The organism is Hydrotalea sandarakina (assembly GCF_003254115.1).
Classification (GTDB): domain Bacteria; phylum Bacteroidota; class Bacteroidia; order Chitinophagales; family Chitinophagaceae; genus Hydrotalea; species Hydrotalea sandarakina.
This window is the reverse complement of sequence record NZ_QKZV01000004.1, coordinates 1-13,045: the sequence shown is the minus strand read 5'-3', so window position 1 is coordinate 13,045 and position 13,045 is coordinate 1. Positions and strand designations below refer to the sequence as shown.

The window sequence follows — 13,045 nt, the reverse complement described above, 5'->3', positions numbered from 1 at the left end:
CTACAATTTGAAAGCAATGAATAAATGGTTAAACAATTCGTCAATCAGATTGGCGGCTTTATCAATGTCGTCTTCTTCTGCAAGCAAGGCGAAATAAACTGCTTGTCTAAGCTCTCTTAATTCTTTTTCGCTGGTTTTCCAGTTCGGATGATTTACAAATTCCCCTTTTATCTGTTTGGTTATTTCTTCCGCATTGTTGATTTCGTTTTCAAGCATTTTCTTGTAAATGAAGAAAGTCAAATCGTCAAAACCTTTTTCGGCTTGTTCCTTTCTGCGTTTTAAATCTTGTTCATAAAGTTTACGGATTTCTTCTAATGCCTCTTGTGTGCTTATTTGTCTGCTTTCGTAATTTTCTTCAACTGCTTCGGCTCTTTCCTTAATGCCAATCAAAAATGGGTCGTCTGAATTTTCATCCGCAATTTTCTCAATGCTCTTGATTAAGTTAATAACCTTTGTATTATCGTTATCTTGACTGTCTTTGATTTTTTGAATTGTCTTTTCGTTGATTTCAAAAAACTCATTGTTGAAATGCGGTGCTGTGCCAGCAATTTTACTTTGCACCAATTCATTTGTCTTGCGTTGAAACTCTCTGTCCACCTGAACCCTTTTTGCATAAGCATTGCGGACTACCTGATAAATAGCTGAAAGTGTTGCATACGTGTCAATGTATGGACGAAGGAACTTGTCAGGCGAAATAATTTCATACAACATTTCTACTTCCTTAAAGAGTTTGAAAAACTCTTTGCGTTTCGATTTATCCCTGAAATGATTTATCAGGTTATCGGTGTCTTTGTCATTGAAACTATGCTGAATCAACTCCAAATAAGGTGGAACATCTTTTTCCATTTTGCTTTGGAAAAGTTGTTTCAACAAGTTGATGTCTTTTACAATGGCGTTGATTTCATCACTGTCGAACGCCAAAGCTTTTTCCAGATTTTCAAAGATGCCCACAAAGTCCAACACAAAACCGTGCGGTTTTACCATTTCTAATTCTTCATTCTCATACGGACGGTTTACCCTGGCAATAGCCTGCAAAAGCGTATGGTCCCGCATGGGCTTGTCTAAATACATGGCATACAAAATTGGTGCATCAAAACCCGTCAATAATTTTTCAGTAACGATTAAAATTTTAGGCAACTCATCGGGTCTGGTAAACTTCCGCCTGATTTCCTTTTCACTTCTTGCATCCCTATGATAGGCTTTTAATTCTTCAGGGTCGTTATGGTTGCCTGTGTAAACAACTTCTGAATACTCGGGAGGTAAATATTTGTCTAATGCCTTTTTATACATAGCACAGGCCGGACGGTCAACTGCTACTAAAAAAGCTTTGTAGCCCAAAGGTTCTACATTCTCCTTGTAATGTTTGGCAACATATTCAGCCACTTTATCCACCCGTTCTTTACCTTTCAAAAAGTTCTTGGTGTTTACGGCTCGTTCCAGAATTTTATTCAGTTCTTCAATGTCATTCACTCCGTATGCTTCTGCCAAACTCAGAAACTCTTTTTCCAAAATTTCTTTTGGAACTAACAACTCATTAGGTGCCATGCCATAGAAGAGCGGAAGCGTGGTTCCGTCTTCAATACTGTCTGCTATAGAATACTTGTGCAGATAGCCCTGTGGGTCATCCGTGCCGAAAGTTTTGAAAGTGCCTTTACCATAGGCCGTTTTGTCAATGGGTGTACCGGTGAAGCCGATGAATGTGGCATTGGGAACGGCTGCCATCAAATAGTTGCCAAGGTCTCCGCCGGTGGTGCGGTGGGCTTCATCAATGAGTACATAAATATTTTTACGCGAGTTCACATCGGCCGGTATATCTCTGAACTTATGCACCATGCTCACAATAATGCCCCGATAATCGTTTTTCAAAAGCCGTTGTAAATCCTGAATGCTTTCGACTTGTTGTACATTGTTTACACCAACTGAATTTAGGTTTTTCAGCATTTGGTCTTCCAACTCATTCCTGTCAATCATCAACAAGATGGTTGGCTTTTCAGCTTGTGGGGCTTTAAACAGCAACTCGGCTGTTTTAATCATGGTGTAGGTTTTGCCGCTGCCTTGCGTATGCCAAACCAACCCTCTTGTTTTGGTGGGGTCTAATGCCCGTTCAACTACTTTGTCAACGGCTGTTTTTTGATGCTGGCGTAAAATGAATTTGTTGAGTTCTTCATTCTGTTCAGCAAACAGAATGAACTTCTTGAGCAGGTCGAGAATATGCTGACGGTCGCAAAACGATTTTACTTTAGCTTCAAGGTTTCCTATTTCTTCGCTTTTCCAATTAAAAATATTTCTGCGAATGGTATTCCAGGTTACGCCATACGAAAAGCCGATGCTTTCTGTTGCTGTAAATAATTGTTGCGGAACCATCAGTTCAGGTGTTTCCCGGTGGTATCTTCTCAGTTGGTCAACACCAATGGCAATGGCTTCATCTTTGGTAGCGTTTTTACATTCAATAACCACTACCGGAATACCATTGATTAAAAACACCACATCTTCACGATTGGCATATTGCCCGTTGAACAAGTAATATTCTTCCGTTACTTCAAAAATGTTGTTGGCAGGATTGTCATAATCAATCAATATCAGATTGAACTCCCGGTTTTCTTCTTGGCTGAAAAAGGTTTTTTCGCCTTGCAGGTAATGCAGAAAATCACGGTTGCCGTGTATATTGGGTAAAGGCAAATCAAGCAAACGCAATAAATCGGCTTTGTTGTCTTTAAACTTCGGATTGAACTCTTTAACTTTTTCAAAAAGGGTATCGGTGAAAAAACGACTGGCATTTCTGGCTTTTTCCCTTGGCGAAGCTGCAGAAGCATCAAAACCCCTGCGGCTTTCGGCTTCGCTTTGCGAAACATATTGCCAGCCAATTTCGGTGGCATATTCTATGATGCGGCTTTGAACGCTTTTATGTTCCGTTGGTGAAGGCATTCGCACAAGTATTTTTGATTATTGAACTCCGTTTAATTTTTTCCATATCCTTTGGTATTCTCCAGCATTTAATTTTGAGTTAGACGGCACAATGCTTTGCCACACATCCTCTCCTTGATTTTTTAGCCATTCTTGAACCATATACGTTTTTTTATTGTAAATCTCATCACTCACTTGTTGCTTATAAATGCTACCCATATTGTTCGCTATGCTTCTGGGTACATTTGCCTTACGCATCAATACGCCTTCATCGGTATTCACTCCATATAACAAGTAAGCAGGGATATTCATCATTTTCTTTTTTTCTGTTTCTGATAAATCCTGCCAATCTATTCCACTGGTTGGCATTTTCTGTAAAGCGGCTATGCCCCAACTTGCCATGTTGGCAATCACTTTGTAAATGGCTTTTGTGGTTTTTTCTATGGCTTTTGTTTTGTCGTCTTCATTTGGAAAAATGCTTCGAGAAATTTGCGAAATATTATTGCCATTAACCCATTGAATAATTAATCGGGATATGCTTTGCTGGTCTAATACATGTTCACCAACTTTTATTTCTTCCAGTGATTTTCTGATTTCATAAGTGTTGAGCATGATGCCAACCAGTTTTTTCATGGTTTGATTTTGCTCAGAAAACAACTGGTTTTTATTCCAATCACCGGGTGAAATATTTGATTGTGACAACCTAGCTATCATTTGTCGGACAGAAACAGTTGAAAAACCTGTAGAATCAGCCCTGCGTGCATCTTCTAATGAAAGATTTTGTGCGTATTCTCTTAATTTGTTAATCAGAAATTTCTTTTTACTTTCTTCAATTTGTCGGTAGCCCAAGGTAGCCTGAAGTTTCTCTTCCAGATGATTTAAGAACTGGTTTAGGTCGTTTACCTGCAATCGCAAGTGGGAAATATATTGCAGAATAGCCGACCAACGCTCATCCTTGTAAAGCCATCTTGCAAAATCCTCTTGTTGGTTATCCATCGCTATTGCGACCGCACTTTCCAATTGGGAAAGTAAATCCCGGGAAGCTTCACTAACATAGTTGACTATCTTCTGTAAGTCACTATCATTCTTTGAAACTATTCCTACCCAACCTAAGGATTGTTGCCCAACTCTCCCTACACGTCCGGCAAGGTTCCAGAAATCGCGGGTGGGCATCGGCCCGCTGAATGGATAATCGTATGAACCCATAATCACAGCTGAAACAGGGAAGTTGATACCTTGTGCTATGGTAGTAGTAGCTACTAATGCCTGCAATTTGCCCTGCACCATCAAGAGTTCAATAAGTTGCCTGATTTCGTCCGGTATAGCTGAACTGTGAATGGCAATGCGTTTGTCTAAATAGTTGACCAACGGAAAATCATCTCCTAACTCGGTTTGAACAAATTTTTTCAGCAGTTCTATATCATCATCCGGCTCAAAGTTTACAGAACATTTTTGGGTTAAATAATCTGCAATGCTATAGGTCTCATCAACACCGGCAGCAAGGATGATGATGGGTGAATTCACATCCAAAATTTCACTACCGACAAAACGTGCTAACTTAACTTTTGACTGTTTGATTTGCGATAAGTTGATTTCGGAGTTTTCTACTTTAATCAATGGAATATTTTCACCAATCTGATATGTACCTTTGGCAGTGTTTAGGGTTTGGATAAACACATCAAAGCTTTTACCTCTTCCTTGTGTTCCTAAGGCACCCACAACTCTTTCATTGGGTTGCCACCAATCAAACTGAATGTTGATGGTTTTTCCTCTTTCTCCGCCCAGCCATTCGGCTATTTGTTTGGCGTTTGGAATATCGGGGGTAAGCAACAGGAAGTTGGCTTCACGGCAATCGTTTTTAATGGTAGCTAAGAGTAATTCAAGGTTTAAGCCGCGTTGTTTTTCTTCAATATTGTGAGCTTCGTCCACTACGGTAAGTACAAGCGGCCTGCGCTCCGTAGTGCCAAGTCCCTGACGGATAAGTAAATTGAGCTTTTCGTAGGTGGTAACAAGAACGTCAAAATCTGTAAGGTCTCCACTATTTTCAACAAGATAGGCTTCAAATCCGTCTATTTCGGCTACGCCACTGGCTTTTTCTATCTGTAAACCTATCTTGCCTAAATCCTGCTCTAATCTTATGTAGGTCTGATTCACCAATGTTTTTGTTGGTACAACATAAGCTACCCAACCACCACGGTCCCTAAATTCATTCAGGGCTTGTAAAATTTTATATTCAGCTATCAGGGTTTTCCCGCTGGAAGTGGGTAAACTCACAACAACAGAGCGATGGGCAGGATTTAACAGTTCGCCTTTTAATATGGCTTCCTTTTGCGGATACAATAGTTCAAACACTGCATTTTCTTCTCGTTTGGCAACGAATTGATTAAACGCACTTACCCAGTGATTGATTCCCGTGAGTGTGTACCAAATCGTGTTTCTGCAAAGTTTGATGGCGAAGGCTTCTACATACTGATACAGCAGTTCCAGCATCATATTGCCTGCGGCACCGGCAAACTCACGGGCAACTTTCAGATGGTATTTTATTTTATTTTCAACATCGTATTGTCCATTTTCAATTCTTCCCTCTAAAAGGTATTGCCCTACTATCTCAGTGGTTTTGGCAAAGTGATACAGCGATACCACTTCAGCGGCACCATAGGGTTGTCCTTCTTCCTTTACCTGGCTTAAAAACTGTTCTTCAAATTGTTGTTGTTCCTCTCTAAGTTGGTTAATTGCATTGATGGATTGTGAGAGGTCAGCCCATGACTTTTTGATAACTAATGAAACCATCACCTGAAAGCATTTTCGGAGCAGGCGGCTATTCCATTTTTCAGGGATTTGTAAATTATCTATGGCATTTTTTTGAGAGATTAAAAAATCTCTAAGCCAATGTGCATGTTCGCCCAGATAGCCCAGCGAAATCACTTTGATGATTTCGTAAATATCTTCATCGCTTTTGCACTCGCAGGGTAAAAGGGAAGCAATATCAAAATAAACCGAGCAAAGCGCTTTGAAGGTTTCATCATCCTGATTATTCCACAATTTCAAAATTTCCAGTTCGCACAGTTCTTTGGCTTTAGCGAGTTGATTCAGCTCGGATTCTGACAATTGAAGCAATGAAAACCTTTTAGCCAGCTTGCCTTTTTGAATAAGCTGCCCGATGTCCTGAAGCATTTCAGGATAAGCATCGCTTAAAAGTTTATATTTTTCAGTTGCTTTCATTGCCTGTTCCATTCATATTGTTCAGCCACTTTTCTTTAGCTATAGGCAAGTAAATGGCTAATAGTTTCAACCCAATTGGTTCCAGAATTTCTTCCTTTAACCTTTGGTAAGAAGGTTTTATATCCTTTTCATTTACGGCTGTGTCTCTTATTAACACTCCATACAAAAGGTATTTACCTGCATTCTGCTGATAATAGGTTTTGATTGCTTTATCAAAATCTTTTTTAAAATCTTCATTCCCGTTCAGCGGAATTTTATTTTGAATGTAACTAATAAGAATACGCCGCTTTTTCGGGTCTTGATACAAATCTTTCAGTTGATGTTCTATGCCTCCGGGATTGGTCATCACCTGTGGTGGTGATTTTGTTTCTGAAGAAGTTTTTACCTCGCCAAACAGAAACAGCACATCATTTTGAATCTCGATAAACCCAACTAAATCGGCTCCGGTTTTATTGCCTTTCGGATTGCGGGCATCGCGTAGTTCGTTCCAGTAAAAACGACAACGGAAATGCTCCTGCAAAACCACTTCAGCCAAGGCTTCCCCAACCCTGAACGTTTGCACATCCACGCTTTCATTTTGCCATGCCTGAATATCCTGTAAGAGCGTTTGCGATTGCTGAAAACCGGTATCCTGCTGAAGCGTTTGCAGAATGCTGAGCATTTCCTGCCTTTGCGGTCTATCTACAAGAATATCTTTTACCTTGCCGGAAAGCAAAGCATCGGTTTCGGTTTCTTCAAACGAAACCCCATCGTAGCCGCGATATGTTGAGTCAATATCTTGATAAACCACATTCATAGTTACATGCTTGTACTCATTTCTTTTATTTCTGCATTTAGTGCTTCAAATTCTATTTCATGCACCCTCCGCTGCCCGGTCATCAACTCGTGCAGCAGCGTTTTGAATAGGGCGGTAAGGGTTTGTTTTTTTGAACTTGCTAAACTCTTCTTTTGATCTAATGTTTTCAGATAATTCCCAATTAAAATTTGTTCATCATATTTTGGTAATGGAATTTTCACGCCTTTTACATCGGAGTCTCTGACAGCAGGATAACTAGCTCCCCTTTGTAATTTCTCAATTCTTGCAATAAAATCATCTGTTTGTAAGTATTGATAAAGAAATTCAGAATTAAGTTTTGATTTATTTGGTTTCAAAACACAATAACCCGTGCTGCAAACTTGATTATTTAAATCTTCTGTGATTTTAGCAATTCGTTTCAATGTCGGTCTAACTGTTGCAAAAATTACATCATCAGTTTGGATTAATTTTCTTGCTCTACTTGGTGCGTCTTTCCCCTTTATTTTATTATATTCAATTACTTTGAATAACTCATTATTCACGCTTGATACATCAACATAAATAAATTCTTCATTGGGGTATCTTGTTGGGTCTATCAATTTTGTTTTTTCACAAACTTTACCCAACTCCACCACCTCCCAACTTTCCGGCACGGGTCCGATTTCGGTTTGTTTTTGTCTGGTTTCGGCTCCGCTGCCTTCGGCTCCGCTCAGGCAGCGGATGCCTTCGGTAAAGAGTTTTTGCATCAGGGCTTTTTTGAGTTCGGTGGTGGTGCGGATGAGTTTGTCCTGCTGCTCTATGGCTTTTTGCACCGTGCTTAACACATAAGCGATTTTGCGCTGCTCGGGGAGGGGGGGCCTTAGGATTATTTTTTCTTTAAGTAATTTATAATGTCGGTTGTAACCACGACTCGGAATATCAAAACTTAATAGATGAAAGTAAAAAAACTTAGGATCAAATAGATCTTTATTTGGTGAAAGCGCTTTTGTTCCATCTGCTCCAACAACAAATGGGAAATCAACATATTTGAAGCATCTTGTGTGATCACCGAAAATTATATATGGCAAACCTTCCGAAACAAGTTTTTCCTCTTCATCAGTATAACCAGCTATGAAATCTTGACCTTGGTCAATAACTGGATATTTACCAGTAGGTTTTATTTCTGATGCATTAATTTGATTTGACCTACCAACATTATTGTCGACTAAGCAATTAGAAAACTCATATTTTTTCCACTCTTCTATCATATCCCCAACTTTTGAAAAATGGTTAAGGTGTCTTTTTCCATTTTGCTGAAGGCAAACCACTTCTTTCCCAAATCCTTCAGTGAAGCGCCTATGTGATACACTTCGGTTTTGTCAATCAGCAAAAAACGGTCGTGGGCAGCTTCAAACCGGTGCAGGGAAAGCCCGCCATACTGGGCATTGAATTTTTTGGCATCTTCCTGCAGAGCGCGGGTTATATTTTGGGTATAAATGCTTACACTTACCTGCTTTTTCTTTTTGGCAAAAAGCGCCAGCACGGTTTCGTCCACATAGTTGTCAATCAATATCAGGCTGCTGTGGGCTTTTTTCACCAGGTTGCTGATGAACACCCAGGCATCAAACACCTGCCCGTCAAAGAAAATGCCTTTGTCGTGCTGCGGGTGTTTGCTTTCTAATGCCCTAAATACTTGTTCAAATTTTTTATCAGTTTCCAGTTGTTTGGTTTCTATGCGGTCAAGACGTTGAAAAATTTGGGCGTTTTGCATCAGGAATTTACGCATTTCTACAAAAGCCTGCATGATGCGAATGCTCACCTTTACGGCTGTGTCGCTGCGCAACACGGCCGAAAGCATGGCCACACCTTGTTCGGTAAAAGCATAGGGCATGGCGGAAGAATGTTTCAGGTTAGCCAACCGGTCGCAATTTGCGACCAGTTCGTCCCGTTCTGTTTCAGTCAGTTGAAACCTGAATGTATCGGGGAAGCGTTCAATGTTACGTTTTACCTGCTCGTTGAGCCGCTTGGTTTCCACGCCATACAATTCAGCCAAATCACGGTCTATCATCACCGGTAAATGGCGGATGGTAAATATTCTGCTTTCAATCAGCTGTTGGGTCAGGGCTATTTCATTGCTTTTTTTACTCATATCCCCAACTTTTGAAAAATGGTTTTTAATTCTTTATCAATTTCAGCGGCTTCTTCTTCCAACGCTTTCAGTTCTTCCACCAGCTCGCCCAGGGGTCGGTAGGTTTCGGCATCGGTGATTTGTATGTAGCGGCTTGGGCTTATGTTGTAATCGTTTTTTACAATCTCCTCCTTGCTCACCAGCCGGGCAAACCCTGCCCGTCCGGCAGGCGGGTTTTCTTCTTCCTTAAAAGCCTTGTAGTAGTCGGCTATCTTTTCAATGCTTGCAGGCGGAATAAAGTTTTTCGGGTCGCCTTTTTCAAATTCTTTTCCGGCATGGAGCAGATAAATTTTGTTTTTAATGTGTGCGGGCTTGGCTTTGTTTAAAAAGATAATGATGCCCGGGGCGGTGGTGTTGTAAAACAGGTTTTCGGGCAGGTAAATCACGCCTTCAATCAGGTCGTTATCCACAAACCATTTACGCACCTCTTTTTCTTTATTGTTGCCCTGGTTGCCGCTGCCACGGCTGGCGGCACCGGTATCAAGAATTACGGCTGCTTTTCCGCTATCATTTAGGCTGCTGTAAATATGTTGCATCCAGCCCCAGTCAATTTTTCCGCCACAACTTCCTGCGGGGAATCGGCCAAATTCATCGTTAATAAAAAAATCATCGGTAATGTAAGGCAAACTGTCTCTGCCCTGGTTCCACATGGGGTTTGCCACCACGCGGTCAAATTTTTTAAGTTTGTTACCGTTTCTGAATTTTGGATTTTTAAGTGTGTCGCCAATTTCAATGTCGCCTTCCATGTCGTGGATCACCATGTTCATTTTGGCCATGGCCCAGGTTGAAGGGGTAAACTCCTGTCCGTAAAGTTTGAGCGGGGCGTATCTATGGCTGCCTTCGACTTCGCTCAGGCAGCCGTCATCACCTTTTTTACTGTCGGCTGAGCGTAGCCGAAGCCGCATTTTTTCTTCCAGCACCAACTCACATTTAATCAGCAAGCCGCCACTGCCGCAGGTAGGGTCGTAAATTTCCATGCCCGGCTCGGGGTCCATAATTTTTGCCATGATAATACCCACTTCGGCAGGCGTATAAAACTCTCCGGCACTTTGCCCGCTGCCTTCGGCAAACTTGCGTATCAGGTATTCGTAACTGCGTCCAATGATGTCGGGTTCTACATCTTTTAACCCCAAACGCTTCTCGGCAATTTTTTCAATGAGTTTGCTCAGGCGGTCATCGTCAATATCTCTTTGTCCATGCGTTGTGGCGTTGAAATCAATGCGGTCAATGATTCCTTGCAGACTGGGATTTTCTTTGGCTATGGCACGCAGAATATCGGTAAGTTGCTGGCCGATTTTATTACTTAAAGTGCGTATTACATCCCAAGTCGTTTCTTTTTCGGGGTCTTTGGGTCGTATAGGCAAATAAAACCGCACCAGCGATTTATCTCTTTCCACCAATTGCAGGGCTTTGCTTCGGCTACGCTCAGCACGAGTGTTTCTTTTATGTAGTTCATCGGCAATGCGGTCAATTTCATCATCAAACACATCGCACAAGCGTTTTACAAAAATGAGTGGCAGAATATAGTCCTTGTATTTAGCTGCATCGGCAGCACCTCTAATGCTGCAAGCCGCATCCCAAATCCACGATTCCATGGATTTTACTTTCTCTCCGTTTCCGTTTTGTTTGGCCATTTATGTTGTGCTCTTTTGTTTATTATTTTAATCGCCTAAGTTAAGATTTACTTGGCTTCTTTTGCTTCATATTCTTCCTTGAAAAGAGCCGGAGCTACCAACTCCAATAATGGCGGTAGCTTCCACAATCCTTCTTTATGGAAATACTTATAAATGAACATTGAGAATGGAATGAGTTTCGACATTCTCATTTGTTTGTATTCTTCAAGATATTGTTCGTATTCAACTTGAGATTTGAAGTTTTTCTTTTTCGGTTTTTCTACTTTTTTGTTCTCATGATACAGATTCAACATTTCATGCAAAGGAATACCGTTAGACAGTCCGACTTGATTGTAAATAAGCGAATCAATATTTACGACTGAAAGCGGCTTAACATGATGAATAAACAAACCTTCTTCTGCCAACTCCAATAAAGCATCCTGAAACCAAAAGTCAATCAATTCATTAAATCCCGGTGTGTCGTATTGGTGGTCGTGATTTAGCAAAACCGGATAAATGAAAACATCCTTGTAATGATAATCAGTATCGGCAGAAAACTCATTTTTCAAAATTCTGCGAATACTGTTAATCAATTGAACTACTGCCTTGGGTTTTATCTTTCCGTCTGGTAATTCTTCAAAATCCAATATTCTTCCAAACTCTTCCTCATACACATTAAAGTCGAAAGACATTTTTTTATCGGCTGCTATCAAGAAGTCTTTAGACTCAATCAATACAATGTTTTTGCCTTTTCTAATATAGTAATCGGGTGCCGCATCTATTTTCATATCAGCTAACTCTTTGCCTGAAAATCGAATACATTTATCAGGATAAATGCTTTCCATTACTTTATAGCAAAGAATCTTTTCGGAGAACTCATCACCGTAAAAGCTTTTGATATCTTTAATTCGGCTTGCCGCTGGCAAGGTTTTATTTACATCTCTCAGAAGGAAATAAACGCCTTTGAAAATCTTTTCTACAACAAACAGATTGAAAATAATTCGGTAAACACCATCCTTGACTTTGTAGAAAGGTTTGGCTCTAATGGTTAGGAAGTCATTTGGGTCAAGCTCATCTTGTTCTTGAACCATTAGTTTTTCAATGAATGCACACCCTTGTTCAAATTTATCTCCCGGCACAATAACAATATCGGTGTGTGCTTCTCTTTCGCTTTGGATTGCAGGCGTAGTTAATGGCAAAAGACTTTTTAAATATTCTTGCCATGTTGGGCATTTGAAATAAGCTAAAAAAGCGGATAATAAGGGTTGAGTTTTTTCATGTGATTCAAGAAACTGAAATAGATAAATAGCCTTTATCATTTGTGTAGCCCAAATCTGATTGATGTCGTAGTTCGATTTATCCGAAACAGGATATTGCATACAAAACATCATCATCGGAATTTTCAATTCCTCATCGCTTTCCTGTGCAGACGGAAAGGCAATACTCTGTTTTTGGGTGAATTCAGAGTTTAGAACTAAGTATGCTTTGAATAAGTTGACTTCTAACTGAGCTTCTGTTTGCGTTATGGGCTCCTCTGGTCTTGAAAAGAAATATTCAAACAGTTTCAAGCTTGAATATGTGTTAATAATGCCTATACGAACGCCTTTCTTTTCAAACTCTTTTATTCGGTCATAAATTTGATTTGCAAGTTCATTGTTTTCCGCCCGGAAGAACATTCCGAGAAACTCTCTATTATCATCAAACTTTGATTTGTGATTCTTGAATCCTAAAAAGAAAGCTGCTGCATTTAAAATCATTTCTCTGCTGCTTCCTGCTAAATATTGTTCGATAGTCAATTTTTCCTCGCCCGGAAAAGCAACTTCAAATTCCAAGATTTGACCCATTGCTACTGCATTTCCTATGTTGATTTGTTTACTCATAGTTTGTAGCAGTTTTCGTGTGGGTTGGCAAAGAAGTGGCTCTTTTGGCTTTGCGAAGGGTCGGCTTGTGTGTCGGGCAAAGCCAAATGTGCCACTTGTGCGGTGGCAATAAAATTGGTTTTAAAAAATGTGTATCGTCCTAAAAATAGTTGACAGTTTTTTTGATTTAATCCTACGACAGGTTTACGATTTGTTTTTAGTCCTGCCATTGGTTTACTATTCAAAGTTAAGGTTGCAGATGAAAAAAATATTTTATAGCCCATCTCAGCTATAGAAATATTTTTTTCATCGGTATGTTTCCTCAGCAACTCCAACTTTTAATAGTTCCTTTTTTACATAATAGTTCTTCCATTTCCTTTCAACCGGTTCATTATGATTATGTAATTCTATAGGTGTTTTGTAACTAATACTACCATGTGGACGTAAATGATTATACACACTTATTGCTTTAGCTACACCCTGT

At 40.1% G+C, this 13,045-nt stretch carries 8 protein-coding genes; all 8 read right to left on the bottom strand.

Annotation, left to right across the window (positions count from 1 at the left end):
- Genes LX80_RS07135 through LX80_RS07100 form a run of 8 tightly spaced genes read right to left on the bottom strand, consistent with a single transcriptional unit; the run spans window position 1 to window position 12,890 of the window.
- A complete protein-coding gene (locus tag LX80_RS07135; protein ID WP_111294724.1) occupies window positions 1-2,925 on the bottom strand; it encodes a type I restriction endonuclease subunit R in 2,925 nt (974 codons plus the stop codon).
- Window positions 2,926-2,943: 18 nt separating this feature from the next.
- Window positions 2,944-6,138, bottom strand: a complete 3,195-nt coding sequence (locus LX80_RS07130) for a DEAD/DEAH box helicase (protein ID WP_211307724.1) — start codon at window positions 6,136-6,138, stop codon at window positions 2,944-2,946.
- Complete coding sequence (locus LX80_RS07125) at window positions 6,113-6,922, bottom strand: hypothetical protein (protein WP_111294721.1); 810 nt, start codon at window positions 6,920-6,922, stop codon at window positions 6,113-6,115. The genes LX80_RS07130 and LX80_RS07125 overlap by 26 nt, the downstream gene beginning before the upstream one ends.
- 2 nt (window positions 6,923-6,924) lie before the next feature.
- Window positions 6,925-8,169, bottom strand: coding sequence for a restriction endonuclease subunit S (locus tag LX80_RS07120; RefSeq protein ID WP_111294719.1), 1,245 nt, complete (start codon window positions 8,167-8,169; stop codon window positions 6,925-6,927).
- The gene (locus tag LX80_RS07115; RefSeq protein ID WP_111294717.1) at window positions 8,166-9,050 is read right to left on the bottom strand and encodes an ORF6N domain-containing protein; all 885 of its coding nucleotides are present in this window, start codon (window positions 9,048-9,050) and stop codon (window positions 8,166-8,168) included. The genes LX80_RS07120 and LX80_RS07115 overlap by 4 nt, the downstream gene beginning before the upstream one ends.
- The gene (locus tag LX80_RS07110) at window positions 9,047-10,723 is read right to left on the bottom strand and encodes a type I restriction-modification system subunit M (protein ID WP_111294716.1); all 1,677 of its coding nucleotides are present in this window, start codon (window positions 10,721-10,723) and stop codon (window positions 9,047-9,049) included. The genes LX80_RS07115 and LX80_RS07110 overlap by 4 nt, the downstream gene beginning before the upstream one ends.
- A gap of 47 nt (window positions 10,724-10,770) precedes the next feature.
- Window positions 10,771-12,582 (bottom strand): hypothetical protein, encoded by a 1,812-nt coding sequence (locus LX80_RS07105; RefSeq protein ID WP_111294714.1) that lies wholly within the window; start codon window positions 12,580-12,582, stop codon window positions 10,771-10,773.
- The gene (locus LX80_RS07100) at window positions 12,579-12,890 is read right to left on the bottom strand and encodes a hypothetical protein (protein ID WP_146250415.1); all 312 of its coding nucleotides are present in this window, start codon (window positions 12,888-12,890) and stop codon (window positions 12,579-12,581) included. Before LX80_RS07100 ends, LX80_RS07105 begins: the two co-directional genes overlap by 4 nt.
- Between the last annotated feature and the right edge of the window lie 155 nt (window positions 12,891-13,045).

Coding starts and splice junctions, on each gene's coding strand:
- LX80_RS07135 (WP_111294724.1), bottom strand. CDS start 2,925: ATGCCTTCACCAACGGAACATAAAAGCGTTCAAAGCCGCATCATAGAA.
- LX80_RS07130 (WP_211307724.1), bottom strand. CDS start 6,138: ATGGAACAGGCAATGAAAGCAACTGAAAAATATAAACTTTTAAGCGAT.
- LX80_RS07125 (WP_111294721.1), bottom strand. CDS start 6,922: ATGAATGTGGTTTATCAAGATATTGACTCAACATATCGCGGCTACGAT.
- LX80_RS07120 (WP_111294719.1), bottom strand. CDS start 8,169: ATGATAGAAGAGTGGAAAAAATATGAGTTTTCTAATTGCTTAGTCGAC.
- LX80_RS07115 (WP_111294717.1), bottom strand. CDS start 9,050: ATGAGTAAAAAAAGCAATGAAATAGCCCTGACCCAACAGCTGATTGAA.
- LX80_RS07110 (WP_111294716.1), bottom strand. CDS start 10,723: ATGGCCAAACAAAACGGAAACGGAGAGAAAGTAAAATCCATGGAATCG.
- LX80_RS07105 (WP_111294714.1), bottom strand. CDS start 12,582: ATGAGTAAACAAATCAACATAGGAAATGCAGTAGCAATGGGTCAAATC.